This is a genomic window from Pseudomonas sp. CFBP 13710 (assembly GCF_014842235.1).
Lineage (GTDB): Bacteria > Pseudomonadota > Gammaproteobacteria > Pseudomonadales > Pseudomonadaceae > Aquipseudomonas > Aquipseudomonas baltica.
In genome coordinates this window covers 510,010-535,940 of sequence record NZ_JACYVJ010000002.1, presented here as the reverse complement: position 1 = coordinate 535,940, position 25,931 = coordinate 510,010, and the positions used below count along the sequence as shown (strand labels likewise).

At 61.7% G+C, this 25,931-nt stretch carries 25 protein-coding genes and 5 tRNA genes; 17 read left to right on the top strand and 13 right to left on the bottom strand.

Going from position 1 to position 25,931, the window contains the following annotated elements; all coding sequences use genetic code 11:
- The first annotated feature begins 132 nt into the window (after window positions 1-132).
- Both IFT44_RS07055 and bfr read left to right on the top strand, forming a co-directional pair.
- Window positions 133-354: a bacterioferritin-associated ferredoxin gene (locus IFT44_RS07055; protein WP_122479247.1), complete on the top strand. Its 222-nt coding sequence runs from the start codon at window positions 133-135 to the stop codon at window positions 352-354.
- A gap of 199 nt (window positions 355-553) precedes the next feature.
- Window positions 554-1,030, top strand: coding sequence for a bacterioferritin (gene bfr, locus IFT44_RS07050; protein ID WP_122713240.1), 477 nt, complete (start codon window positions 554-556; stop codon window positions 1,028-1,030).
- A 102-nt stretch (window positions 1,031-1,132) separates the two neighbouring features.
- Here bfr and grxD read toward each other — a convergent pair whose 3' ends face one another.
- On the bottom strand, window positions 1,133-1,474 hold the full coding sequence (grxD, locus tag IFT44_RS07045; RefSeq protein WP_043187303.1) for a Grx4 family monothiol glutaredoxin: 342 nt from the start codon (window positions 1,472-1,474) through the stop codon (window positions 1,133-1,135).
- A 134-nt stretch (window positions 1,475-1,608) separates the two neighbouring features.
- Window positions 1,609-1,902 (bottom strand): hypothetical protein, encoded by a 294-nt coding sequence (locus tag IFT44_RS07040; protein ID WP_122479249.1) that lies wholly within the window; start codon window positions 1,900-1,902, stop codon window positions 1,609-1,611.
- 279 nt (window positions 1,903-2,181) lie between these two features.
- Here IFT44_RS07040 and argF point away from each other — a divergent pair, with 279 nt between their 5' ends.
- Complete coding sequence (argF, locus tag IFT44_RS07035) at window positions 2,182-3,102, top strand: ornithine carbamoyltransferase (RefSeq protein ID WP_192057556.1); 921 nt, start codon at window positions 2,182-2,184, stop codon at window positions 3,100-3,102.
- On the top strand, window positions 3,099-4,184 hold the full coding sequence (locus IFT44_RS07030; protein ID WP_192175643.1) for an ABC transporter ATP-binding protein: 1,086 nt from the start codon (window positions 3,099-3,101) through the stop codon (window positions 4,182-4,184). Before argF ends, IFT44_RS07030 begins: the two co-directional genes overlap by 4 nt.
- 71 nt (window positions 4,185-4,255) lie before the next feature.
- On the opposite strand, the gene IFT44_RS07025 is transcribed toward IFT44_RS07030, so the two are convergent.
- From IFT44_RS07025 to uvrB, 9 genes are all read right to left on the bottom strand, one after another.
- Window positions 4,256-4,702 (bottom strand): Hsp20 family protein, encoded by a 447-nt coding sequence (locus IFT44_RS07025; protein ID WP_192175642.1) that lies wholly within the window; start codon window positions 4,700-4,702, stop codon window positions 4,256-4,258.
- A gap of 152 nt (window positions 4,703-4,854) precedes the next feature.
- Window positions 4,855-5,799, bottom strand: a complete 945-nt coding sequence (locus tag IFT44_RS07020; RefSeq protein WP_122479253.1) for a tRNA dihydrouridine synthase — start codon at window positions 5,797-5,799, stop codon at window positions 4,855-4,857.
- Between the two features lie 102 nt (window positions 5,800-5,901).
- The gene (locus tag IFT44_RS07015) at window positions 5,902-6,339 is read right to left on the bottom strand and encodes an acyl-CoA thioesterase (protein WP_122479254.1); all 438 of its coding nucleotides are present in this window, start codon (window positions 6,337-6,339) and stop codon (window positions 5,902-5,904) included.
- A gap of 122 nt (window positions 6,340-6,461) precedes the next feature.
- A tRNA-Glu gene (locus IFT44_RS07010) sits at window positions 6,462-6,537 on the bottom strand.
- Between the two features lie 43 nt (window positions 6,538-6,580).
- Window positions 6,581-6,656 (bottom strand) — tRNA-Ala (locus IFT44_RS07005).
- Window positions 6,657-6,709: 53 nt separating this feature from the next.
- Window positions 6,710-6,785 (bottom strand) — tRNA-Glu (locus IFT44_RS07000).
- Window positions 6,786-6,854: 69 nt separating this feature from the next.
- Window positions 6,855-6,930, bottom strand: a tRNA-Ala gene (locus tag IFT44_RS06995).
- 242 nt (window positions 6,931-7,172) lie between these two features.
- Entirely contained in the window at window positions 7,173-8,651 is a 1,479-nt protein-coding gene (gltX, locus tag IFT44_RS06990) for a glutamate--tRNA ligase (RefSeq protein ID WP_122479255.1), read from the bottom strand.
- A gap of 219 nt (window positions 8,652-8,870) precedes the next feature.
- A complete protein-coding gene (uvrB, locus tag IFT44_RS06985; protein ID WP_122479256.1) occupies window positions 8,871-10,886 on the bottom strand; it encodes an excinuclease ABC subunit UvrB in 2,016 nt (671 codons plus the stop codon).
- 288 nt (window positions 10,887-11,174) lie between these two features.
- Between uvrB and IFT44_RS06980 the strand changes: the two genes are divergently transcribed.
- From IFT44_RS06980 to IFT44_RS06920, 13 genes are all read left to right on the top strand, one after another.
- Window positions 11,175-12,371 (top strand): amino acid aminotransferase, encoded by a 1,197-nt coding sequence (locus tag IFT44_RS06980; RefSeq protein ID WP_192175641.1) that lies wholly within the window; start codon window positions 11,175-11,177, stop codon window positions 12,369-12,371.
- 60 nt (window positions 12,372-12,431) lie between these two features.
- A tRNA-Asn gene (locus IFT44_RS06975) sits at window positions 12,432-12,507 on the top strand.
- A gap of 144 nt (window positions 12,508-12,651) precedes the next feature.
- Complete coding sequence (locus IFT44_RS06970) at window positions 12,652-13,662, top strand: ligase-associated DNA damage response exonuclease (RefSeq protein ID WP_192053789.1); 1,011 nt, start codon at window positions 12,652-12,654, stop codon at window positions 13,660-13,662.
- Window positions 13,659-15,368 carry an ATP-dependent DNA ligase gene (locus IFT44_RS06965; protein WP_122479259.1) on the top strand — a complete coding sequence of 570 codons (1,710 nt, stop codon included), beginning with the start codon at window positions 13,659-13,661 and terminating at the stop codon, window positions 15,366-15,368. The genes IFT44_RS06970 and IFT44_RS06965 overlap by 4 nt, the downstream gene beginning before the upstream one ends.
- 256 nt (window positions 15,369-15,624) lie before the next feature.
- Complete coding sequence (locus IFT44_RS06960) at window positions 15,625-16,407, top strand: transporter substrate-binding domain-containing protein (protein WP_192053787.1); 783 nt, start codon at window positions 15,625-15,627, stop codon at window positions 16,405-16,407.
- A gap of 69 nt (window positions 16,408-16,476) precedes the next feature.
- The gene (locus IFT44_RS06955; RefSeq protein ID WP_192053784.1) at window positions 16,477-17,205 is read left to right on the top strand and encodes an ABC transporter permease; all 729 of its coding nucleotides are present in this window, start codon (window positions 16,477-16,479) and stop codon (window positions 17,203-17,205) included.
- On the top strand, window positions 17,202-17,912 hold the full coding sequence (locus tag IFT44_RS06950; protein ID WP_192175640.1) for an ABC transporter permease: 711 nt from the start codon (window positions 17,202-17,204) through the stop codon (window positions 17,910-17,912). The genes IFT44_RS06955 and IFT44_RS06950 overlap by 4 nt, the downstream gene beginning before the upstream one ends.
- A gap of 9 nt (window positions 17,913-17,921) precedes the next feature.
- Window positions 17,922-19,037, top strand: coding sequence for a succinylglutamate desuccinylase/aspartoacylase family protein (locus IFT44_RS06945; RefSeq protein WP_192175639.1), 1,116 nt, complete (start codon window positions 17,922-17,924; stop codon window positions 19,035-19,037).
- 13 nt (window positions 19,038-19,050) lie between these two features.
- Window positions 19,051-19,815 carry an ABC transporter ATP-binding protein gene (locus IFT44_RS06940; protein WP_122479264.1) on the top strand — a complete coding sequence of 255 codons (765 nt, stop codon included), beginning with the start codon at window positions 19,051-19,053 and terminating at the stop codon, window positions 19,813-19,815.
- Between the two features lie 171 nt (window positions 19,816-19,986).
- The gene (locus tag IFT44_RS06935; protein ID WP_192175638.1) at window positions 19,987-21,759 is read left to right on the top strand and encodes an N-acetylglutaminylglutamine amidotransferase; all 1,773 of its coding nucleotides are present in this window, start codon (window positions 19,987-19,989) and stop codon (window positions 21,757-21,759) included.
- 3 nt (window positions 21,760-21,762) lie between these two features.
- Window positions 21,763-23,505 carry an N-acetylglutaminylglutamine synthetase gene (gene ngg, locus IFT44_RS06930; protein ID WP_192057563.1) on the top strand — a complete coding sequence of 581 codons (1,743 nt, stop codon included), beginning with the start codon at window positions 21,763-21,765 and terminating at the stop codon, window positions 23,503-23,505.
- Between the two features lie 107 nt (window positions 23,506-23,612).
- A complete protein-coding gene (locus IFT44_RS06925; RefSeq protein ID WP_122479267.1) occupies window positions 23,613-24,803 on the top strand; it encodes an osmoprotectant NAGGN system M42 family peptidase in 1,191 nt (396 codons plus the stop codon).
- Between the two features lie 112 nt (window positions 24,804-24,915).
- A complete protein-coding gene (locus IFT44_RS06920) occupies window positions 24,916-25,143 on the top strand; it encodes a YheU family protein (protein WP_122479268.1) in 228 nt (75 codons plus the stop codon).
- Window positions 25,144-25,146: 3 nt separating this feature from the next.
- Here the strand turns inward: IFT44_RS06920 and csrA are convergent, their stop codons facing one another.
- Both csrA and IFT44_RS06910 read right to left on the bottom strand, forming a co-directional pair.
- A complete protein-coding gene (gene csrA, locus IFT44_RS06915) occupies window positions 25,147-25,344 on the bottom strand; it encodes a carbon storage regulator CsrA (protein ID WP_043187251.1) in 198 nt (65 codons plus the stop codon).
- A gap of 218 nt (window positions 25,345-25,562) precedes the next feature.
- Window positions 25,563-25,895 carry a YnfA family protein gene (locus IFT44_RS06910; protein ID WP_192175637.1) on the bottom strand — a complete coding sequence of 111 codons (333 nt, stop codon included), beginning with the start codon at window positions 25,893-25,895 and terminating at the stop codon, window positions 25,563-25,565.
- Window positions 25,896-25,931: the final 36 nt, after the last annotated feature.

Here is a 25,931-nt window from a genome sequence, read left to right as displayed (position 1 = left end):
GAGAACGATCGACGACCCCTGCTGCAACCGTTCATCGCTTGTCCCAAACGTAGTCGCGAGTTGCTTTGACAAGCATTCTCATTAACATTAGGATCGTTCGCATTGAAACCAACACAGCGGCGGTTCTTACGTATGTATGTCTGTCTTTGCCAGGGTGTCACCGATGGTCAGATTCGCGATGCGATCTACGAAGGCTGCTGCAGCTTTCGTGACGTGCGTGAAACCCTCGGCGTGGCCACGCAGTGCGGTAAATGTGCCTGCCTAGCCAAGGAAGTGGTACGCGATACCCTGACTCAAATCCAGACCGCTCAAGCCTCTGCACTGCCCTACCCAGCAGAATTTACACCCGCGTGAAACCACCGTCTTTGAAGAAACCGGGCCCCGCCCGGTTTTTTTATGTCTGGAATACAACGACTTAGCAACAAACGCGGAACTCAGTCATTCTTATTCCGATTAATTTTCATATAGTATTCAATAACTTAGGTTTGACATGCTTAGTTCCTGAGGCCAAACTTCACGCCATTACTCCTATACCCGCGCAGGCTCTCTGATCATGAAAGGCGATATCAGCGTCATCCAGCATCTCAACAGGATCCTCGGAAACGAGCTGGTCGCCATCAACCAGTACTTCCTGCATGCCCGCATGTACGAAGACTGGGGCCTGAACAAGCTGGGCAAGCACGAATACAAGGCGTCGATCGACGCGATGAAGTACGCCGACAAGTTGATCAAGCGCGTTCTCTTCCTCGAGGGCATTCCCAACCTGCAGGAACTGGGCAAGATTCTGATCGGTGAACACGCCGGTGAAATGCTGGCCTGCGATCTCAAGATCGAATACAAGGGCCTAGGCGATCTGAAAGGCGCCATTGCTCATTGCGAAACCGCTGGCGACTTCGGCAGCCGCGAAATGCTCGAAGACATCCTTGAAGGCAAGGAAGAACAGATCGACTGGCTGGAGACTCAACTGAGCCTGATCGACAAGGTCGGGATCGAGAATTACCTGCAGTCGAGCATGGGCGAAGAAAGCTGAGTCTTCCCAACCCTGACGCGAAACCATGAAAAAGCCCCGCGCTGTGTGAACAGGCGGGGCTTTTTCATGGCTGGCTGGCACCCAGGCCAGCCAGCAAGCGGATCAGGCGTCGGCTTTGGGCTGTGCGGCCTTGGCCGAAGCGTCCTTGACCAGCGTCTGCAATTCACCGTTGGCGGCCATTTCGGCCACGATGTCGCTACCGCCTACCAGCTCACCGGCCACCCACAGCTGCGGGAAAGTCGGCCAGTTGGCGTACTTGGGCAGGTTTGCACGGATTTCCGGGTTCTGCAGGATGTCGACGTAGGCGAACTTTTCGCCACAGGCCATGATCGCCTGCGAAGCCTTGGCCGAGAAACCGCACTGGGGCGCATTCGGCGAGCCTTTCATGTAAAGCAGGATTGTGTTGTTGGCAATCTGCTCTTTGATCGTTTCGATAATATCCATGGAGCACCTCGCTCGGCTTGTATATCCGACTCAGTCGTCGGCACGGTGAGGCATTGTAACGGAAAGCCGAGCGCTACGCTCGGGCTCTTGCGCTGACCGTTGCTCAGAGCGAAGGCGTTGCCAGGTGTGCCGAACTAGTTCAGCGGCAGCGAAGGTGGCAGTGCCTGCAGCTGGATTTCCAGGACAGTTTCGACTTCCTCCTGGGCGACATGCACACCGGTCAGTTCGCCGATGAGGCGCCAGTGGTCGTCCAGGCCGGTGCTGATGGTCGCCATGCGATCGATCATGTGCTTGCCGGCCGAGCGTGTGACCTCGTCGGAACTGCGCAGCAGTTCGAACGACATCGAGGTCATGGATGCCGTCAGGTGGGTCAGGGTGCGCGCGGTCAGGCCGAGCAGCTCCAGCAGTTGTTGTTCTTTCGATTCCATTCCGCAAACTCCGTGTGTTTCCCAAGACGCATTTATAACCCACGCCCGATGTTTAGGAAACGTCAGATGGTCGGGCGAAACATCCAGCTATCGAAACCCTGTGAAACTTGTTGGCCCCGTTCAAAACTGCAGTGGCTGTTGGTAAAAGGCGACAGTTCCTTATAGGATGGCGCCTTCCCTTATTTCGTCGCCCCGTGCGGCTTTCGCCGCAGGTCTCACTCGTTTTTCCGAAAAACCTGTTTTCGAGTACCTGCGGTCCGTGGCAAAAGGTAGTCAATGATGAGCGCAAGGCACTTTCTCTCCCTTATGGATTGCACGCCCGAAGAGCTAATCAGCATCATTCGTCGAGGCATCGAGCTCAAGGACCTGCGCCAGCGCAGCGTGCTTTTCGAACCCTTGAAGAACCGCGTACTGGGCATGATCTTCGAGAAATCGTCGACGCGTACCCGCCTGTCCTTCGAAGCCGGCATGATCCAGCTCGGCGGCCAGGCGATTTTCCTGTCCCCGCGCGATACACAGCTGGGCCGTGGCGAGTCCATCGGCGACTGTGCCATCGTCATGTCGCGCATGCTCGATGCGGTGATGATCCGCACCTACGCCCACCAGACACTGACCGAGTTCGCTGCCAACTCGCGGGTACCGGTGATCAACGGCCTGTCCGATGACCTGCATCCGTGCCAGTTGCTTGCCGACATGCAGACGTTCCTGGAACACCGTGGTGCCATTCAAGGCAAGACAGTGGCCTGGATCGGCGATGGCAACAACATGTGCCACAGCTATATAGAAGCGGCCATCCAGTTCGACTTCCAACTGCGCATTGCCTGCCCCGAAGGCTTCGAGCCCGACTCGCGATTCCTCGCCATGGCGCCGGACCGCGTCAGCGTGGTCCGTGATCCGCGCGAGGCCGTGCGTGGGGCCCACCTGGTCAGCACCGATGTCTGGACCTCCATGGGCCAGGAAGAGGAAACCGCCCGCCGCCTGAAGCTTTTCAAGCCTTATCAGGTCAACCGAGAGCTGCTGGACCTGGCGGCCGACGATGCGCTGTTCATGCACTGCCTGCCTGCGCATCGCGGCGAAGAAATCAGCCACGACGTACTCGACGACCCACGCGCTGTGGCCTGGGACCAGGCCGAGAACCGCCTGCATGCGCAGAAGGCGCTGCTGGAATTTCTGGTCGCTCCAGGATATCGCCCTGAATGAGCACCGCACTGCTGCTTGAATTGCGCAACCTGGCCTGCGGCTACGGCGCCCAACGCGTAGTCCAGAACCTCAATCTGCACTTGAATACAGGCGACATCGGTTGCCTGCTCGGTTCCTCCGGATGCGGCAAGACCACGACCCTGCGCGCCATTGCCGGGTTCGAGCCGGTTCACGAGGGCGAGATCACCCTCGATGGCGAGGTCATTTCCAAGGCCGGGCACACCCTGGCCCCGGAGAAACGCCGGATCGGCATGGTCTTTCAGGACTACGCGCTGTTTCCCCACCTGACCGTGGCCCAGAACATCGCCTTCGGCATTCGCAAGCACCCGCGTCAGGCCCAGGTCATCGGCGACATGCTCGAACTGGTCAACCTGGGTGGCCTGGATGCGCGCTATCCCCATGAATTGTCGGGTGGCCAGCAACAGCGTGTCGCGCTGGCCCGAGCACTGGCGCCGGAGCCGCAGCTGCTGTTGCTGGACGAACCCTTCTCCAACCTTGACGTCGAGCTGCGCCGTCGCTTGAGTCACGAAGTGCGGGACATTCTCAAGCGCCGAGGTACCAGCGCGATCCTGGTCACCCATGATCAGGAAGAAGCCTTCGCCGTCAGCGATCATGTGGGCGTATTCAAGGAGGGTCGGCTGGAGCAGTGGGATACGCCGTACAACCTGTACCATGAACCCGCTACGCCGTTCGTGGCCAGCTTCATCGGCCAGGGCTATTTCATACGTGGTCAATTGCTGGATCCGGAGACGGTGAGTACCGAGCTGGGTGTTCTGCGTGGCAACCGCGCCTATACATGGCCTGCCGGTAGCGCCGTCGATCTGCTGCTGCGTCCCGACGACATCGTGCACGCGCCCGACAGCTCGCTCAAGGCACGCATCGTCGGCAAGAGCTTCCAGGGCGCCGCTACCCTGTATCGCCTGCAGCTACCGACCGGCAGCCAACTTGAAGCCGTATTCCCCAGTCACCTGGACTATCAGCCAGGGGCCGAAGTTGGTATTCAGGTCGCCGCCGACCATTTGGTGTTGTTTCCTGCAGCAGGCAGTGTGCCGGTGCTGGCCGACACGCGCCGACAGGCCTGACAACCCGGAGAAATTTCAGCCAATAAAAAAGGGCGCCCCACCAGGCGCCCTTTCTTCTAAGGCTACAAGCGTTACTGCAGACGAGTCTGCACGGATCCATTGATGGGGATCCGCTTGGCCTTGGCCTCTTCAGGCACGACACGCAGCAGGTCGATATTGAGCAGCCCGTTGTTCAACGCTGCGGCCTTGACCTCGATATGGTCGGCCAGGCGGAACGACAGCTTGAACGCGCGCTGGGCGATGCCCTGGTGCAGGTAGGTCACTGCACTGGTATCGGCGTCGCGCTTGCCACCACTGACGGTCAGTACGCCCTTCTCGACCTGCAGCTCCAGGTCTTCTTCCTGGAAGCCTGCGGCAGCGATGACGATCCGGTACTGATCATCGGCATGCTTTTCGACGTTGTAGGGTGGGTAGCTGCTGGCCGACTCGTTGCGTGCGGCAGACTCGAACAGGTCATTGAACCGATCGAAGCCCACGGAGTGGCGAAACAGTGGAGCAAGGGAAAATGCGGTAGTCATGTGTCTCTCCTGAATCTCAGCGAGTGGTTGTCTCCGCGACCCGAATTCGGCATCGCGTACCCCATAGATAGGGACCACCCAAGGGCTTTCAAGAGTTCGCACGAAAAAATTTTTAACGGCGCAGCCATTTTTTCGTGCGGTAAGGCGACCCGCTAGCCCGGCTGCAGCAGCCGTTCCACGGCGTCGCAATCCTGCTCGCGACGCACGAGGGTGAACAGCTCGGTCGCTTCGGGGTAGGTGCGGGTCAGCATGGCCAGCCACTGCTTGAGTCGACCCGGTGCCTGGCGTGGCGTCAGTTGCGCACGGGCCTGGCGCCAGAATTCGCGGATCAATGGCAGCAGCTCGGACCAGGTCATGTCAGGCAGCTCGATGCCTTGCCGGGCCGCGACGATCTGCCGAGCCAGGTCGGGCCTGGACACCAGGCCACGACCGAGCATGAAGTCTTGCGCGCCACTGACCTCGCGGCAGCGCCGCCAGTCGGCCACGGTCCAGATGTCGCCGTTGGCATAGACCGGCACCTTCACCACGTCCTGCACCTTGGCGACCCACTCCCAGTGCGCAGGCGGCTTGTAGCCATCGACCTTGGTCCGCGCGTGCACCACCAGCACATCCGCCCCGCCCTCGGCCAAGGCCGTGGCGCATTCGATGGCGCTGTCCGGGGTATCGAAACCCAGGCGCATCTTGGCCGTCACGGGAATGTGCGCAGGGACGGTGGCGCGCACTTCGCGCAGGATGCGGTGGAGCAACTCGGGCTCCTTGAGCAGCACCGCGCCGCCACGGGACTTGTTCACCGTCTTGGCCGGGCAGCCGAAATTCAGATCGATCACGGGCGCGCCGAGGGTGCAGGCGAACGCAGCGTTGTCGGCGAGGGCCGAGGGGTCGGAGCCAAGCAGTTGCACGCGCAGCGGCACCCCGGCACGGGTCTTCGCACCGGTAAGCAGCTCGGGGCCGAACTTGTGATAGTAGGCGGCGGTGAGCACGCGCTCGTTGACGCGGATGAACTCAGTGACGCACCAGTCGATGCCGCCGACCTGGGTGAGGACGTCGCGCAGGATATCGTCGACCAACCCTTCCATGGGCGCCAAAGCTAATTGCATGGGGTAGTTCTCGGGCAGAGGCGTGAAAGGAAGCGGATTCTAGCAGAAAGCCTGCACATCGACGGCAGCGCTGCTACCCGATGGTGCCAAGAATTGATGGCTCTAGGGCTCGATGGCTATCGCCGAGCCGTACCCTTCCAGAAACTGCGGCGGCATGCGTTTGGGCTTGCCGCTGGACAGCTCGATGCACACGAAGGTAGTGCGGGCCCGCAGCAGCACCGCACCATCGCGCGGACGCAGCAGCTGGAATTGGCGTGTCATTTTCAGGCGGCGGTCCCAGTCGAGGATCCAGGTACCCAGGTGCAGCTCATCGCCTTCGTGGGCACTGGCCAGGTAGTCGATCTCATGGCGCACCACGGCCATGGCGCGATCCAACTGGCGGTAGGTTGCCAGATCCAGACCCAGGTGCTGCGAGTGCTGCCAGGCACAGCGCTCGAGCCAGGTCACGTAGACTGCGTTGTTGGCATGCCCGAGGCCGTCGATGTCGTCGGACTGGACCTGGAGCTGGATAACGAAGGGGGTGGGCCGATCCCAGTTCATGGGCGCTCCTGAAGAATTGGGCGGTGGCGATTCAGGAATGGGCGATTATTGCGAGGGCAGAAAAACAAAAGGCTCATTCAATAATCGAATGAGCCTTATAAGTCCCGCAGAGCGGGTAATCGTGGCGTCCCCTAGGGGACTCGAACCCCTGTTACCGCCGTGAAAGGGCGGTGTCCTAGGCCACTAGACGAAGGGGACGCAAAACCTTCAGTCAAGCCCGCTGTTGCGGACTCCGGCAAATTGGTGGAGCTAAACGGGATCGAACCGTTGACCTCTTGCATGCCATGCAAGCGCTCTCCCAGCTGAGCTATAGCCCCGAATTTATCGCCCTGCGGCGGAATGCCGACTTCACTCGGCATTTCTGTACAACTGGCGTCCCCTAGGGGACTCGAACCCCTGTTACCGCCGTGAAAGGGCGGTGTCCTAGGCCACTAGACGAAGGGGACATACCTTCTACCAAGATCAGTCTGTAACTGATCGGCTCGTTATCAGCACGTGACATCGAACCTGGAATTTGGTGGAGCTAAACGGGATCGAACCGTTGACCTCTTGCATGCCATGCAAGCGCTCTCCCAGCTGAGCTATAGCCCCAAACAGTGTGTTGCTGTGTGGACGGGGCGCATATTAAGACGACCTCGCCAGGGTGTCAAACTTATTTTCAGAATTATTCTGAAGTTTTTTATCGCGATTACAGGGACTTACCGGTTTTGCTGGGTTTGGGCGAGGAGCGACGCGGCTTGCGCCGCTGCTACAGGGATCGCGGTGCATCGGATGCACGTGCGGTGTGCCGGGCCCGCGATCTTCTGTAGCAGCGGCGCGAGCCGCGTCGGGGGTCAGGCGATTGCAGCCAGGAGCTTCTCCCACTCCTTGTTTTCTTTCTTGGAGACGCCGCCGAGCAGGTCGAGGGCCTGGCGCAAGCGGAAACGGGTCAGGTCTGGGCCGAGGATTTCCATGGCATCCAGAACCGACACCGAGCTGGCTTGCCCGGTGATTGCGGCGAACATCAGCGGCATGGCGTCGCGCAGTTTCAAACCAAGCGACTCGACCACGGCCTGGATGGTCGCGGTGATGCGTTCCTTGTCCCACTGGCGCAGGCTTTCCAGCTTCCACAGGATCAACTGCATCAGCTGCCGCACCTGGTCCGCAGAGAGTTTCTTGCTTTCGAACAGGCGCGCGTCCAGCTGCAGCCCGCCGGCGAAGAAGAAGCCACCCAGCGGAACGATCTGACTGAAGGTTTCAACCCTGCCCTGCACGTGGGGAGCGATCTTCATCATGTAGTCAGGGTTGAAAGCCCACTGTTGTACCCGTGCGGCGAACTGTTCCACCGGCAGCTCGCGCAACCACTGGCCGTTGAGCCACGAGAGCTTCTCGATATCGAAGATCGGACCGCCCAGGGATACACGGGAAAGATCGAAGTGCTCGACCATTTCAGCCAGGGAGAACTTTTCGCGCTCGTCGGGCATCGACCAGCCCATGCGGCCCAGGTAGTTGAGCATGGCTTCAGGCATGAAACCCATGCGCTCGTAGAACGTGACCGAGGTCGGATTCTTGCGCTTGGACAGCTTGCTCTTGTCAGGATTGCGCAGCAGCGGCATGTAGCACAGTGCCGGTTGCTCCCAGCCGAAGTATTCGTAGAGCTTCATCAGTTTGGGCGCCGAGGGCAGCCATTCTTCACCGCGCAGCACGTGGGTGATGCCCATCAGGTGGTCATCGACCACGTTGGCCAGGAAGTAGGTGGGCAGACCGTCGGTTTTCATCAGGACCTGCATGTCCATGCGGTCCCACGGGATTTCGACATCGCCGCGCAGCATGTCCGGGACCACGCAGACGCCCTCGGTAGGGACCTTCATGCGGATGACATGGGGCTCGCCTGCTGCCAGGCGACGCTGGACTTCCTCGGCCGATAGCAACAGGGCACGACCGTCGTAGCGCGGGGTTTCGCCCCGGGCGGTTTGTTCGGCGCGCATCTGGTCGAGTTCTTCGGCCGTGCAGAAGCAGGGGAACGCGTGACCCATGTCGACCAGTTGCTGGGCGTACTGCTTGTAGATGTCGCCCCGCTCGCTTTGCCGGTAAGGGCCGTGAGGGCCGCCTACGTCCGGGCCTTCGCTCCACTCGATGCCCAGCCAGCGCAGGGCGTCGAAGATCTGCTGCTCGGATTCGCGGGTGGAGCGCAACTGGTCGGTGTCTTCGATGCGCAGGATGAATTCGCCGCCATGCTGTTTGGCAAAGCAATAGTTGAACAGGGCGATGTAGGCCGTGCCGACATGGGGGTCGCCGGTGGGCGATGGGGCGATACGCGTACGAACGGTCATGAAGGGTCTCGAGCAGGTTGAATCGAAACGCCGATGTTAGCAGGGCTTGGGGGCAAGGCTCCAGAATCGTGTGGCGACGGGCATGGGTGCTCGGCTGGGAACGCAGTGCGGCCTTCGCGGGCAGAGGGCTAGGCCGCCCGCCCCGCTCCCACATGGGGGCGGGCTGGTTGGTGCTTTTCTGTGGGAGCGGGTTCTACCCGCGAAGGGGGCGACGCGGTGTCAGACCTTGAGCAGGCGCTCGCGCAGCTTGCCGATTTCGTCGCGCATCTGTGCTGCCGCTTCGAACTCCAGATCCCGCGCCAGCTGGTACATCTTCTCTTCCAGCTGCTTGATGCGCTTGGTGATCTCGCTCGGCGAGCGCAGCTCGTTCTCGTAGCGTGCGTTCTCCTCGGCAGCCTTGGCCATGCCCTTGCGCTTCTTGCTGCGCGAGCCGGGCACGGTGGCGCCTTCCATGATGTCGGCGACATCTTTGATCACGCCCTTGGGCACGATGCCATTGGCCTCGTTGAAGGCGATCTGCTTCTCGCGACGGCGCTCGGTTTCGCCGATGGCACGCTCCATCGAACCGGTCATGCGATCGGCATACAAAATGGCACGCCCATTGAGATTTCGCGCGGCACGGCCAATGGTCTGGATCAGCGAGCGGTCGGAGCGCAGGAAACCTTCCTTGTCGGCATCCAGAATCGCCACCAGCGAGACCTCAGGCATGTCCAGGCCTTCGCGCAGCAGGTTGATCCCCACGATCACGTCGAACGCGCCCAGGCGCAGGTCGCGAATGATCTCGACCCGCTCCACGGTGTCGATGTCCGAGTGCAGGTAGCGCACGCGCACGTCATGGTCGGCCAGGTAATCGGTAAGGTCCTCGGCCATGCGCTTGGTCAGCACGGTAACCAGAATGCGATCGTCGGTGGCGACGCGCTTGCGGATCTCGGACAGCAAGTCGTCCACCTGGGTCAACGCCGGCCGCACTTCCACCTGGGGGTCTACCAGACCGGTCGGACGCACCACCTGCTCGATGATGCGGCCGGCGTGCTCGGCCTCGTAGTTGCCGGGGGTAGCAGAGACGAAAATGGTCTGCGGGCTCACCCCTTCCCACTCGTCGAAACGCATCGGCCGGTTATCCAGCGCCGATGGCAGGCGGAAGCCGTACTCGACGAGGGTTTCCTTGCGCGAGCGGTCGCCCTTGTACATCGCACCCACCTGCGGAACGCTGACGTGGGACTCGTCGATCACCAGCAGGGCGTCGGCTGGCAAATAATCGTACAAGGTGGGCGGAGCGGCGCCCGAAGGGCGGCCGGAGAGGTAGCGCGAATAGTTTTCGATGCCGTTGCAATAGCCCAGCTCGAGGATCATCTCGAGATCGAAGCGGGTGCGTTGCTCCAGCCGCTGGGCTTCCACCAGCTTGTTCTTGTCGCGAAAGTAGTCCAGGCGCTCCTTGAGCTCTTCCTTGATGCCTTCCACAGCGCCGAGCAGGGTCTCGCGCGGAGTAACGTAGTGGCTCTTGGGGTAGAAGGTGAAGCGCGGCAGTTTGCGCGTGACCTCGCCGGTCAGCGGGTCGAACGCGGCGATGTTCTCGACCTCGTCATCGAACAGCTCGATACGGATGGCTTCAAGATCGGATTCGGCCGGGAACACGTCGATCACGTCGCCGCGCACACGGAACGTGGCGCGGGCGAAGTCCATTTCGTTGCGGGTGTATTGCAGGTCGGCCAGACGGCGCAACAACGCGCGCTGGTCGAGCTTGTCGCCGCGGTCCACGTGCAGGACCATTTTCAGATAGGTTTCAGGGCTGCCCAGGCCGTAGATGCACGACACCGTGGTGACGATGATGGCGTCCTTGCGCTCGAGCAGTGCCTTGGTGGCGGACAGGCGCATCTGCTCGATGTGATCATTGATCGAGGAATCCTTCTCGATGAAGGTGTCCGACGACGGCACGTAGGCTTCGGGCTGATAGTAGTCGTAATAGGAGACGAAATACTCGACGGCGTTGTTCGGGAAAAACGCCTTGAACTCGCCGTACAACTGAGCTGCCAGGGTCTTGTTGGGCGCCAGCACCAGTGTCGGACGCTGCACCTGGGCAATCACGTTGGCAATGCTGAACGTCTTGCCCGATCCGGTTACCCCCAGCAATGTCTGGTGCGCCAGCCCTGCCTCGATCCCCTCCACCATCAGGCGAATGGCTTCCGGCTGATCGCCAGCAGGCTCGAAACGGGTAACGAGTTGGAACTCGGACATGCCACACCTCATGAGTCGCACCAGCCGGACATTTTCCGACTGTATTTATAGACAGTACTTAACCCTAGTTTGCGCCTGTTCCTACGAGTTTCAAGGGCAAGGCCCAAGACCTCCGGCAAACGCGGGACCAATGGTCGAAAATAAATCGGCAAAAACAGGTAAAACCAGGTGCAACCTGTCGCCCCGTCAGCCAAGCGTCTTTATACTGACATCCCACTCGCGCACCGCTTCGCGCAGCATGGATGAAGCGTGCACCCTTCCTTACTCCCGATCAGAGCTACGGTAAAAATGAGCCTGTTTTCCGCTGTCGAATTGGCACCCCGCGATCCTATCCTGGGCCTCAACGAAGCATTCAACGCCGACACCCGCACCGACAAGGTGAACCTGGGTGTGGGCGTGTACTGCAACGAAGAGGGGCGAATTCCCCTGCTCCGCGCGGTGATCGAAGCCGAAGCGCAGCGCGTTGCACAGCACGCGGCCCGTGGCTATCTGCCCATCGACGGCATCGCTGCCTACGACAAGGCCGTACAGACCTTGATATTCGGTGCCCAGTCGCCCCTGCTGGCAGCGGGCCGTGTGGTCACCACGCAGGCCGTTGGCGGTACCGGCGCCCTGAAGATCGGTGCAGATTTCCTCAAGCAGCTGTCGCCCGATGCGGTCGTCGCGATCAGCGATCCGAGCTGGGAAAACCACCGTGCGCTGTTCGAAGCTGCAGGCTTCGGCGTCCGCAACTACCGTTACTATGATGCGACCAGCAACGACGTGAACCGTTCAGGCATGCTCGAAGACCTCGACGCCTTGCCCGCAGGCTCCATCGTCGTGCTGCATGCATGCTGCCACAACCCCACCGGGGTCGACCTCAACGCGGCGGACTGGGTCAACGTGTTGGATGTGGTCAAGCGCAAGGGCCACGTGCCGTTCCTCGACATGGCTTATCAGGGCTTTGGCGACGGCATCGAGGAAGACGCGGCGGCCGTGCGCCTGTTCGCCGAGTCGGGCTTGAGCTTCTTCGTTTCCAGTTCGTTTTCCAAGTCGTTCTCGCTGTATGGCGAGCGGGTGGGCGCGCTGTCGATCGTCACCCAGTCGAGCGACGAGCGCGCGCGCGTGCTGTCGCAGATCAAGCGGGTCATTCGTACCAACTACTCCAACCCGCCGACCCATGGCGCCATGATCGTCGCCAACGTGCTCAACAGCCCCGAGCTGCGAGCCATGTGGGAAACTGAGCTGGGCGAGATGCGCCAGCGCATTCGCGGCATGCGCCTGCAAATGGTCGAGGGCCTGGCTGCCCAGGGCGCCAACCGTGACTTCACCTTCGTCGCTCGCCAGGCGGGGATGTTTTCGTATTCCGGGCTGAGCGCCGAGCAGGTCGGTCGCCTGCGCAGCGAGTTTGGCATTTATGCGCTGGATACCGGGCGCATCTGCGTGGCCGCCTTGAACCAAAGCAATATCGACGGCGTGATCAAGGCCATCGTCAAAGTGCTGTAACAACCTTGCTAAGGGGAAGGCTTGACTTCCCCTTAGCAATCAGTAACATACGCAGCAGATTCCGCGATAGCTCAGTTGGTAGAGCAAATGACTGTTAATCATTGGGTCCCTGGTTCGAGTCCAGGTCGTGGAGCCAGATTCTGAAACAAGCCCCTCATCGTAGGGGCTTTTTCATGCCTGCGTCACGGGCCACGTGCAGCGCTCGTCAAGGCGTATGCCTTCGAACTTTCCCCTGCCCCACCCCCTCATAACAACACACCCATTACCTGGCCGACCTGCCATGGATCTTGTCGTCGCTCGTCCCGAAGGTCTGTATTGCACCGCCGGGGATTTCTATATCGATCCATGGAAGCCCGTCGAGCGCGCGGTGATCACCCATGGTCACGGCGACCACGCGCACACGGGCAACCAACACTACCTGGCCGCAGCACCCGGCGAAGGCATCCTGCGCACTCGCCTGGGCCAGGAGATAAATCTGCAATTGCTCGAGTACGGTGAAGTCCTGCAACACAACGGTGTGACCTTGAGTTTCCATCCTGCCGGACACGTACTGGGCTCGGCCCAGGTCCGCCTGGAATACAAAGGTGAGGTGTGGGTAGCCTCGGGCGACTACAAGGTCGAGCCAGATGGCACGTGCGCGCCCTTCGAGCCGGTGCGCTGCCACACCTTCATCACCGAATCGACCTTCGGCCTGCCGATCTATCGCTGGCAGCCGCAAGCGGAGATCTTCGAGGAAGTGAACCAGTGGTGGCGAGCCAACGCCGAGCAAGGCAAGGCCAGCGTGTTGTTCGCCTACGCCTTCGGCAAGGCCCAGCGCTTGCTGCATGGCATCGACGCCAGCATCGGACCGATTCTGGCCCACGGCTCGGTCGAACCGCTGAACCGCGTCTACCGCGATGCCGGTGTCTATATTCCGGAAACCCAATACGCCGGGGACTTCAAGAAAACCGACCCGGCACTGCGCAACGCGTTGATCATCGCCCCGCCCTCGGCCGGGGGCAGTACCTGGATGCGCCGCTTTGGTGAGTACAGCGACGCCTTCGCCAGTGGCTGGATGCGTCTGCGCGGTACCCGCCGCCGCCGTGGTGTGGATCGAGGCTTCGTGCTGTCCGACCATGCCGACTGGCCAGGCCTGCTCTGGGCCATCGAGCAGACCGGAGCCGAGCGGGTCATGGTCACCCACGGCTCGGTAGAGGTGCTGGTGCGCTATCTGCGAGACATCGGCCTGGACGCACAGGGGTTCACCACTGAGTACGGCAATGAAGAGGAACCTCAGGAGGTCGCGTCTTGAAAGCTTTCGCGCAGTTGTATGCCAATCTCGACGAAACCACCTCGACCAATGCCAAGCGCCAGTTTCTGGAAGATTACTTCCGTCAGGCGCAACCGGCCGATGCTGCCTGGGCGGTGTACTTCCTTTCCGGTGGCCGTCCACGGCAGCTGGTGCCGACCAAGATCCTGCGCGAGCTGGCGATCAAACTGGCGAACGTGCCCGAGTGGTTGTTCGAAGAAAGCTATCAAGCCGTAGGTGACCTGGCCGAGACCTTCTCGCTGTTGCTGCCCGAAGCTGAGCAAAGCAGCGACGAAGGCCTGGCCTGGTGGCTGGAAAACGCCCTGTTGCCCCTGCGCGGGCTGCCGCCCGAGGAGCTCCACGCGCGCTTGCCGCCGCTGTGGGCGCAGCTGGATCGGGCCAGCCTGATGCTGTGCCTGAAGCTGATCACCGGCAGCTTTCGCGTCGGTGTGTCGAAGCTGTTGGTCACCCGCGCGCTGGCGCAGATGGCCGGTATCGACAGCAAGCGCGTCGCCCAGCGCCTGGTGGGCTACACCGACCTGTCGCACCGTCCGGTCGCCGAAAGTTACCTCAAGCTCATCGCCCAGGAATCGGCGGACGAACATGCCCAAAGGGGTGGCCAGCCCTACCCGTTTTTCCTCGCCCACTCTCTGCAGCAACCGGTCGATCAGTTCGACACCTTGCTGGGCCCCAGCAGCGACTGGCAGGTGGAATGGAAGTGGGATGGGATTCGCGCCCAGCTGGTCAAGCGCGAGGGGCGCCTGTGGATCTGGTCGCGCGGCGAGGAACTGGTATCGGATCGCTTCCCGGAGCTGCACTCACTGACCGCGAGCCTGCCTGACGGTACGGTCATCGACGGTGAGATCGTGGTCTGGAAAACCCCGCCAGCAACCGATGTGGCACCTGAACATTTCAGCCTGGACGAGTCATCGAGTGCGTCGGCCGATGCACCCGCCGTGCAGCCGTTCGCCCTGCTGCAGCAGCGCATCGGCCGTAAAACCTTGAGCAAGAAAATCCTTGAAGAGATTCCGGTGGTGGTGCTCGCCTACGATCTGCTCGAATGGGCAGGGGAAGACTGGCGCAACCGCCCGCAGCACGAACGTCGCACGCGGATGGAACAGGTCATCGCGCAGGCCGCCGACCCCGTGCTGCGCCCCTCGCCGGTATTGACCGGCGACGATTGGCAAGACCTCGGCCGACAGCGCGAAGCGTCGCGCGCGCTGGGTGTGGAAGGCATGATGCTCAAGGCCCGCGATTCGCTGTATGGCGTCGGCCGCACCAAGGACATGGGCACCTGGTGGAAATGGAAGGTCGACCCGTTCAGCGTCGACGCGGTATTGATCTATGCCCAGGCCGGCCACGGGCGCCGGGCAAGCCTGTACAGCGATTACACGTTCGCCGTGTGGGATGGCCCACCCGAAGCGTCCGAGCGAACGCTGGTGCCGTTCGCCAAGGCCTATTCCGGATTGACCGATGAAGAAATGCGCAAGGTCGACGCGATCGTTCGCAAGACCACCGTGGAGAAGTTCGGCCCGGTGCGCAGCGTGACCCCGACGCTGGTCTTCGAATTGGGCTTCGAGGGCATTGCCTTGTCCAAGCGCCACAAAAGCGGTATTGCGGTGCGCTTCCCGCGCATGTTGCGCTGGCGCCACGACAAACCGGTGGCAGAAGCGGACAGCCTGGCGACCCTGCAGGACCTGTTGGCCTGACCCTTCTGAATGCACCGTCGAGGTGCATTTTTTTGCCGTGGATTATTTCAGGGCATTGCTGTACCAATGACGCGCAGCGCGGACATCCAGGGTCACTCGGGCCATGGCGAAACTTGCTGCCACGCGACACAACCTTGCTCAGAGCGGTCTGCACTGGGACTATGGTGCGGAAATTGCTATCAAAATGATGTCTGGCACTTGCCGGTAACGCACATCGCCCTCACCAACGCATTCAACTGGTTTTAAGGACTGCACGATGAAAAAAGCATTGCTGACCCTTTCTGCTCTGGCCCTGGCGTTTTCGGCCGGCAGCGCAATGGCCAAGGAATACAAGGAGTTGCGCTTCGGGGTCGATCCTTCCTACGCACCGTTCGAATCCAAGGCCGCCGACGGCAGCCTGGTGGGTTTCGACATCGATCTGGGCAATGCCATCTGCAAGGAACTGAAAGTGACCTGCAAGTGGGTCGAAAGCGACTTCGACGGCATGATTCCCGGGCTCAAGGCGAAGAAATTCGATGGCGTGATTTCCTCGATGACCGTCACCCCGGCGCGGGAGAAAGTCATCGACTTCTCCAACGAACTGTTCTCGGGCCCGACTTCGTTGGTGTTCAAGAAAGGTGCAGGCCTGAGCACCGACCTGGCGTCGCTCAAGGGCAAGACCGTCGGCTACGAGCAGGGCACCATCCAGGAAGCCTACGCCAAGGCCGTGCTCGACAAGGCTGGGGTGAAAACCCAGGCCTATCAAAATCAGGACCAAGTGTACGCCGACTTGATCTCGGGTCGTCTCGACGCATCCATCCAAGACATGCTGCAGGCCGAGCTTGGCTTCCTGAAGTCGCCACAGGGTGCTGGCTATGAAGTCAGCGAGGCTATCGACAGCGAGCTGTTGCCGGCCAAGACGGCCGTGGGTATCGCCAAAGGTAACAAGGAACTCAAGGCGTTCATCGATAAAGGTATCAAAGCGTTACATGATGATGGCACCTACAGCGAAATCCAGAAGAAACACTTCGGTGAGCTGAACCTGTACAGCGGTAAATAAATCCCCGCTGTGACAGCGCCCATTCCCGCTCGGGGATGGGCGTTTTTTTGATCGGCAAAGGCCAGATTCATGTTCGATGACCTTTTGCAGTACCTCGGGTTGTCTGCGTTCAGCTTGAAGGGCTTCGGCCCGTTGCTGCTCGAGGGCACCTGGATGACCATCAAGCTTTCCCTGCTCTCGCTGCTGGTCAGCGTGGTGCTGGGCCTGCTCGGCGCCAGCGCCAAGCTGTCCGGCGCTGCGGCGCTGCGCGTGCCTGCGCAGCTCTACACCACCCTGATTCGCGGCGTGCCCGACCTGGTGCTGATGCTGCTGATTTTCTACAGCCTGCAAACCTGGCTGACCGGTATTACCGAAGCGCTGGAATGGGACTACATCGAAATCGATCCTTTCGCCGCTGGGGTCATCACCCTGGGTTTCATCTACGGCGCCTATTTCACCGAGACCTTTCGCGGTGCCATGTTGGCAGTACCGCGCGGGCAACTCGAAGCGGCCACGGCCTATGGCCTCAAGCGCTCGCAGCGCTTTCGCTATGTCGTGTTTCCGCAGATGATGCGCTACGCCCTGCCCGGTATCGGCAATAACTGGATGGTCATGCTCAAGGCCACGGCGCTGGTGTCGATCATCGGCCTGGCCGATCTGGTGAAGGCCGCCCAGGACGCGGGCAAGAGCACTTATCAGTTGTTCTACTTCCTGGTGTTGGCCGCGCTCATCTACCTGTTGATCACCAGTGCCTCCAACATCGCCCTGCGCTGGCTTGAACGACGCTACAGCGCGGGCACCCGGGAGGCCCTGCGATGATCGAGCTTCTTCAAGAATACTGGCGACCGTTCCTCTACTCCGACGGGCAGAACATCACCGGCCTGGCGATGACCCTGTGGCTGCTCACTGCCGCCCTGGTGATCGGCTTCGTGTTCTCGGTGCCGCTGTCGATCGCACGGGTCTCGAATCGGCGCTGGGTACGCTGGCCAGTGCAGTTCTACACGTACCTGTTCCGCGGCACCCCGCTCTATATCCAGCTGCTGATCTGCTACACCGGCATCTACAGCCTGGAGGCGGTGCGTGGGCAGCCTCTGCTCAACGACTTCTTCCGCGACTCGATGAACTGCACGGTGCTGGCATTCGCGCTGAACACCTGCGCGTACACCACGGAAATCTTCGCCGGGGCCATCCGCAGCATGAACCACGGCGAGGTCGAGGCGGCCAAAGCCTACGGCCTCAGCGGTTGGAAGCTGTATGCCTACGTGATCATGCCGTCCGCCCTGCGCCGTTCGTTGCCCTACTACAGCAACGAAGTGATCCTCATGTTGCACTCGACCACGGTGGCGTTCACCGCCACCATCCCGGACATTCTCAAGGTCGCGCGTGACGCCAATTCGGCGACCTTCCTGACCTTCCAATCCTTCGGTATCGCCGCGCTGATCTACCTGACCGTCACCTTCGCTCTGGTTGGACTGTTTCGCCTGGCCGAACGCCGCTGGCTGGCCTTTCTCGGCCCGACGCACTAGGACCTGAACATGCAACACGACATTCATGAACTGCTGGCCCCGCTACCGGGCACCGCGCGCCAGATACACAGCTTCAGCTACGGCCCAACCGGTGCCGGCAAGGTCTATATCCAAGCCTCGCTGCATGCCGACGAGCTGCCGGGGATGCTCGTCGCCTGGCACCTGCGTCAGCGCCTGGCCGAACTGGAAAGCGCCGGGCAACTGCGCTGGCAGGTCGTGGTGGTGCCCATCGCCAACCCGGCCGGGCTCGACCAGATCGTCATGGACACCCCCATGGGCCGCTACGAGCTGGAAACCGGCGAGAACTTCAATCGCCGTTTCGTCGACCTGGCCGATCAGGTCGGGTGCGCCGTCGAGAGCCTGCTGGGTGAGGATGTGGCGCGCAATACCGCGCTGATCCGCACGCATCTTCGCGATGGGCTGAACCGGCTGCAGCCCGCCACCGCCCTGCAGTCGCAGCGCCTGACCCTGCAGCGCCTGGCGTGCGACGCCGATATGGTGCTGGACCTGCACTGCGACTTCGAAGCCGTGCAGCATCTGTACACCACGCCCGAGGCCTGGCCGCAGGTAGAGCCGCTGGCGCGCTATCTGGGCGCCCAGGCCAGTCTGTTGGCTACCGATTCGGGCGGGCAGTCGTTCGACGAGTGCTTCAGCCTGTTGTGGTGGCAGCTGCAGCAACGTTTCGGCGAGCGCTTCCCGATCGCCATGGGCAGCTTTTCGGTCACTGTCGAATTGCGCGGCCAGGGCGACGTCAATCATCCGATGGCCAGCGGCGACTGCCAGGCCATCCTCGACTACCTGGCCAGCGTCGGTGCCATCGACCGCCAGCCGGCCGAGCTGCCGGCGTTGCTCGCCGCAGCAACGCCGCTGGCTGCCGTAGAACCGGTTACAGCGCCGGTGGGCGGGCTGCTGGTGTACAGCGCGATGCCCGGACAGTACCTGGAAGCCGACCAGTTGATCGCCGAGATCATCGATCCGCTGAGCAATACGGTTACCCCGGTGCGCAATCGGCAGCCTGGCCTGATGTACGCCCGCTCGCTGCGGCGCATGGCCACCGCTGGCATGCTGGTGGCCCATGTCGCGGGTACCCAGGCCTGCCGCAGCGGCTATCTACTTCAACCTTGAGGACGTGTTGCGCATGTACAAACTGACCATCGACGGCCTGCACAAGAGCTATGGCGACAACAAGGTGCTCAAGGGCGTCTCGCTCAAGGCCAGCACGGGTGACGTGATCAGCCTGATCGGCGCCAGCGGCTCGGGCAAGAGCACCTTTTTGCGCTGCATCAACTTTCTCGAGCAGCCCGACGACGGCGCCATGAGCCTGGATGGCAAGCCGATCCAGATGATCAGCGACCACGGCGGCATGCGGGTTGCCGACGCCGAAGAATTGCAGCGCCTGCGCACGCGCCTGGCCATGGTGTTCCAGCACTTCAACCTGTGGAGCCACATGACCGTGCTCGACAACATCACCATGGCGCCACGCCGGGTGCTGGGAATCGACAAGGACGAAGCGCGGGCCCGCGCGTTGCGCTACCTGGACAAGGTCGGCTTGCCTGAACGGGTTGCCAGCCAGTATCCAGCGTTCCTCTCCGGCGGCCAGCAGCAACGCGTGGCCATCGCCCGCGCACTGGCCATGGAACCGGAGGTCATGCTGTTCGACGAACCTACCTCGGCGCTCGACCCGGAGCTGGTGGGTGAGGTGCTGAAGGTGATCAAGGGCCTGGCCGAGGAAGGCCGGACCATGATCATGGTTACCCACGAGATGAGCTTCGCCCGCGAAGTCTCGAGCCAGGTGCTGTTCCTGCATCAGGGGCTGGTCGAGGAAGAAGGCCCGCCCTCTCAGGTGCTGGTCAATCCGAAAAGCGAACGCCTCCGGCAGTTTCTCAGCGGTAATCTCAAATAGTCATCAGCCACCGCATACCTGTGGAAGCGGGTTCTACCCGCGAATGCTTACTCGGCGACTTATCGCCCTTATAACCGATCGTTCTAAAACTCTCGCTACTCGCCTCGGTCAGTTTCATACCTGGCCGAACTTAACTCGGCCATTCCCCAACGGAAAAACCGGTAAGGACTTATGTGCGGATTAGCTGGTGAGTTGCGCTTCGACTTTCAACCTGCGGACCTTGCGGCCGTGGAACGCATTACCCATGAACTGGCCCCACGCGGGCCGGACGCCTGGGGTTTTCAGGCGCAAGGGCCGATTGCCCTGGGCCATCGCCGCCTGAAGATCATGGACCTGTCGGACGGCTCCGCGCAGCCGATGACCGACGCCCAGCTGGGCCTGAGCCTGGCGTTCAACGGTGCCATCTACAACTTTCCCGAACTGCGCAGCGAGCTGGAAGCGCTGGGCTACAGCTTCTATTCGGGCGGCGACACCGAGGTGTTGCTCAAGGGCTATCATGCCTGGGGCGAAAAACTGCTGCCCAAGCTCAACGGCATGTTCGCCTTCGCCATCTGGGAGCGCGACACGCAACGTCTGTTCATTGCCCGCGACCGTCTGGGCGTCAAGCCGTTGTACCTGTCGCGCACCGACAAGCGCCTGCGCTTCGCTTCGGCCCTGCCGGCGTTGCTCAAGGGTGGCGACATCAGCCCGATGCTCGACCCGGTGGCGTTGAACCACTACCTGAACTTCCACGCCGTAGTGCCTGCGCCACGGACGTTGATCGCGGGCATCGAAAAACTGCCGCCAGCGACGTGGATGCGCATCGATGCCAACGGCAAGACCGAACAGCAAACGTGGTGGACCTTGCCCTATGGGCCCCATGCCGACGAAGCCAACCTGACCCTGGAAGACTGGCGCGACCGTGTGCTGGAAAGCACCCGCGAAGCGGTTGCCATTCGCCAGCGGGCCGCCGTGGATGTGGGCGTGCTGCTGTCCGGCGGCGTCGATTCGAGCATGCTGGTAGGTCTGTTGCGCGAAGTGGGCGTGAAGGATCTGTCGACCTTCTCCATCGGCTTTCAAGATGCCGGCGGCGAACGTGGCGACGAGTTCCAGTATTCCGACCTGATCGCCAAACACTACGGTACTCAGCACCACCAGCTGCGCATCGAGGAGCGAGAGATCATCGAGCAGCTGCCCGCCGCGTTCCGCGCGATGAGCGAGCCGATGGTCAGCCACGACTGCATCGCCTTCTACCTGCTCTCGCGGGAAGTTGCCAAGCATTGCAAGGTCGTACAGAGCGGCCAGGGCGCCGACGAACTGTTCGCAGGCTACCACTGGTACCCACAAGTGGACGGCGCCAGCGATCCGTACCAGGCCTATCGCGATGCGTTCTTCGACCGCAGCTACGACGACTACGCGGCAACCGTGGCACCCAAATGGCTGACCGCCAACGATGCTGCCGGTGACTTCGTGCGCGAGCACTTCGCCATGCCCGGCGCCGATGCAGCGGTGGACAAGGCCTTGCGCCTGGACAGCACAGTGATGCTGGTCGACGACCCGGTCAAACGCGTCGACAACATGACCATGGCCTGGGGCCTGGAAGCGCGCACGCCGTTCCTGGACTATCGACTGGTCGAACTTTCCGCGCGGGTTCCGGGCAAGTTCAAGCTGCCCGATGGTGGCAAGCAGGTGCTCAAGGAAGCGGCGCGGCTGGTGATTCCGAGCGAGGTCATCGACCGCAAGAAAGGCTATTTCCCGGTGCCTGGCCTCAAGCATCTTGAAGGCGACACACTCAACTGGGTGCGCGACCTGCTGTTGGACCCCAGCCAGGACCGCGGCTTGTTCAACCCGAACATGCTCGACCGTCTGCTGACCGATCCGCAAGGCCAGCTCACGCCACTGCGCGGCTCCAAGCTCTGGCAGCTGGCGGCGTTGAACCTGTGGCTCAGCGAACAAGGACTCTGATCGATGAAAGCTCATGCCACGGCATTCAACCAGCGCTTGCAGCGCGGCCAGTCGCCGTCCTACGAGCGATTGCAGGCGCGGCTGGCCGAAGAAGGCCATAGCGACGACCTGCAACAACGACCGTTGCACTGCGGCTGGGGCCGCGTGCTGATCGGGCATACCTACCCCGACGCGGACGCCCTGGCTGCCGAGCTGCTCAACGAACAACCGGGTGAGCGGGACATCGCTCTGTACGTTGCCGCGCCGCAGCAGGTATTGGCCAAGGCGCCACAACAACTGTTCCTCGATCCGTCCGATACCCTGCGCCTGTGGTTCAGCGATTATCGACCCGCGCAGCGGGTGTTTCGTGGGTTCCGTATTCGTCGGGCGCAGAGCGATGGCGATTGGCAGGCCATCAACCAGCTTTATCTCAAGCGCAAGATGCTGCCCATTGACCAGAGCCTGCTGACCCCACGACATCAGGGCGGACCGGTGTACTGGCTGGCCGAAGATGAAGACACCGGCCATGTGATCGGCAGTGTCATGGGCCTCAACCATGCCAAAGCCTTTCGTGACCCGGAAAAAGGCAGCAGCCTGTGGTGCCTGGCCGTCGACCCACGTTGCACACGCCCAGGTGTCGGCGAAGTGCTGGTGCGGCATCTGGTCGAGCACTTCATGAGCCGCGGCCTGGCCTACCTCGATCTGTCGGTGATGCACGACAACCGCCTGGCCAAGAACCTCTACGCCAAGCTGGGCTTTCGCAACCTGCCCACCTTCGCCATCAAGCGCAAGAACGGCATCAACCAGAAACTGTTCCTGGGCCCCGGCCCGCAGGCCGATTTCAATCCCTACGCGCGGATCATCGTCGACGAGGCGTTTCGCAGGGGCATCGATGTGCAGGTGGACGACGCCGAGGCTGGTCTGTTCACGCTGGCGCACGGTGGCCGGCGCATCCGTTGCCGCGAATCATTGTGCGACCTGACCAGCTCGGTGAGCATGACCCTGTGCCAGGACAAGAGCCTGACCCACAAGGTGCTCAGGGCCGCTGGCCTGAGCTTGCCGGCGCAGCAGCTGGCGGGCAGTGCCGACGACAACCAAGACTTCCTCGACGAACATGGCCGGGTGGTGGTCAAGCCGCTCGACGGTGAGCAAGGCAACGGTGTGGCCGTGGACCTGAGCACACTCGACGAGGTGCAGCAGGCCATCGAGCATGCTCGTCAGTTCGATAGCCGGGTCCTGCTCGAAAGCTTCCATGAAGGGGTGGACCTGCGCATCGTGGTCATCGGCTACGAAATGGTTGCGGCAGCCATCCGCCGGCCGGCGCAGATCATCGGTGACGGGCACACCGACATTGGCACGCTGATCGATGTGCAGAGCCGCCGTCGCCAGGCGGCCACTGGCGGCGAGAGCCGGATTCCGCTGGACCAGGAAACCCTGCGCACCGTGCAGGCCGCCGGTTTCGATATGCACAGCATTCTGCCGAGCGGCCAGACGCTGACAGTGCGCAGAGCGGCCAACCTGCACACCGGCGGGCATCTGGAGGACGTCACGCAGACTCTCCACCCGGTACTGGCCGACGCAGCGGTGCGTGCCGCTCGCGCGCTGGACATACCGGTGGTGGGTCTGGACCTTTTGGTTCCGGCCGCCGACCAGCCGGAGTACGTGTTCATCGAAGCCAACGAGCGCGTGGGCCTGGCCAACCACGAACCGCAACCGACGGCAGAGCGTTTCGTCGATCTGCTGTTCCCGCACAGCGGCCCCAGGTAAAAGCCCGCATGGAGCCTGCCGCGGCGACCCGCACAGGCTCCGCGCTGAAACGCTACCGGGATCGTGAAGAAGCGGTCCCCATAACCCTATCCACCTCAGGAGTTTCCATGACAGCCAAAATTCCCGAACCGGATATCCAGTACTTGCAGAAAGTGCTGCTGGAAATGCTCGCCATTCCCAGCCCTACCGGGTTCACCGATACCATCGTGCGCTACGTCGCCGAACGTCTCGAAGAGCTGGGCATTCCCTTTGAAATGACACGCCGCGGTACCATTCGCGCGACTCTCAAGGGCAAGCAGAATTCACCGGACCGCGCGGTGTCTGCGCATCTGGACACCATTGGCGCCAGCGTACGGGCGGTGCAGGACAACGGTCGCCTGTCACTGGCGCCGGTAGGCTGCTGGTCGAGCCGCTTTGCCGAAGGCAGCCGTGTCAGCGTTTTCACCGACAGCGGCGTGATCCGCGGCAGCGTGCTGCCCCTGATGGCCTCCGGGCATGCGTTCAACACCGCCGTCGACCAGATGCCAGTGACCTGGGACCATGTCGAGTTGCGCCTGGATGCCTACTGCGCGACGCGTGCCGACTGCGAGTCGCTGGGGGTGAACATCGGCGACTATGTGGCGTTCGATCCACTGCCCGAGTTCACCGACAGCGGCCACATCAGTGCCCGCCATCTGGACGACAAGGCAGGTGTTGCCGCGCTGCTGGCATCGCTCAAGGCCATCGTCGAGAGCGACTACGAGCCTCTGATCGATTGCCATCCATTGTTCACCATCACCGAGGAAACCGGCTCCGGCGCGGCGGCGGCTCTGCCGTGGGACGTCAGTGAGTTCGTCGGCATCGACATCGCACCTGTCGCACCCGGCCAGCATTCGAGCGAGCACGCCGTGAGCGTGGCCATGATGGACTCCGGTGGCCCCTACGACTATCACCTGTCGCGGCATCTGTTGCGGCTCGCCGACGAGAACGAACTGCCGGTGCGGCGCGACCTGTTTCGTTACTACTTCAGTGACGCCCACTCGGCCGTCACGGCCGGACACGACATTCGTACCGCGCTACTGGCGTTCGGCTGCGACGCAACCCATGGCTATGAACGCACCCACATCGACAGCCTGAGCGCGCTGAGCCGCATTCTTACCGCCTACATGCTGAGCCCACCGGTGTTCGCCAGCGATGCCAAGCCGAACAACGGCTCGCTCGAGCGTTTCAGTCATCAGCTGGAGCACGACGCGCAGATGGAATCGGACACCCGCGTACCTGCGGTCGAAGACGTGCTGGGGCAGAAATCCAGCCATTGATCGGCCTGATCCAACCGGACCACCGCCGCCCTGCCCCTTGCCGCTGTCTGGCTTGGGGCCTCGGGCAGGCGCGGCACTGTTACAATGCCGGCCTACCCTGTGAGCGCCGAACATGCTGATTCCCTACGACCACCTTGAAGCCGACACCCTGACCCGCCTGATCGAAGATTTCGTGACCCGCGACGGAACCGACAACGGCGATGAAACACCTTTGCAGACGCGGGTCGAGCGCGTGCGTCATGCACTGGCCAAGAAACAGGCGTTCATCGTTTTCGATCCGGAGAGCCAGCAGTGCACGCTGATGCTCAAGCACGACATAGCGCCCGAGCTGTTCGACTGAGCGTCACACCACCGGCACCTCCTTGGCATGCTTGCCGTGCTTCTCCTGGATTCGCCGATAGACCTCGGCACGGTGCACTTCCACGTCCTTGGGCGCCTGGATGCCGAAGCGCACGGTGTTGCCCCGCACGTCCAGCACCTTGATCCAGACGTCATCGCCGATCGAGATCAGCTCGCCTACATGTCGCGTCAATACCAGCATGGCTTTGTTCCCTCAAATGAATGCTTCTTGAGGGTGGACCCTGTTTTCGACCATCACAAGGCAAGCAGAGCAATACAGTTTAAGCCTACGAAAGTTAGTAAATTCCCTGTCAGATATTTCGCACTTGCAGCAGGCAAGCCGTCACTTAGTTGTACCGATCCATACACTTCAGGCTTTCTTTGTATGGATATTTACAATCTTGGCCACACTCGCCACTCCTAGCCCTGTTGCAGCTTCGGCCCCCACAGGATGATGCTCGCCCCCAGCACGCACAACGTTGCGCCGAGCCAGTCGAAGGTCTGCGGCCGAACTTTCTCGACCACCGCCAGCCACCCCAGCGAAGCGACGATGTAGATGCCACCGTAGGCTGCATACGCACGGCCGGCATAGGCGGCTTCCACGCGCGTGAGCAACAGCGCGAAACAGGTCAGGCTCAGCACGCCTGCCAATGCCCACAGCGCGCTCTTGCCCATCCGCAGCCAGAGGAAGAAGGCATAGCAGCCGGCGATCTCGAAAAGGGCGGCCAGCAAAAACCACACATAATTGAGCACTCGAACTCTCCAGAGCCAATATCAGCCCGCGAGAAT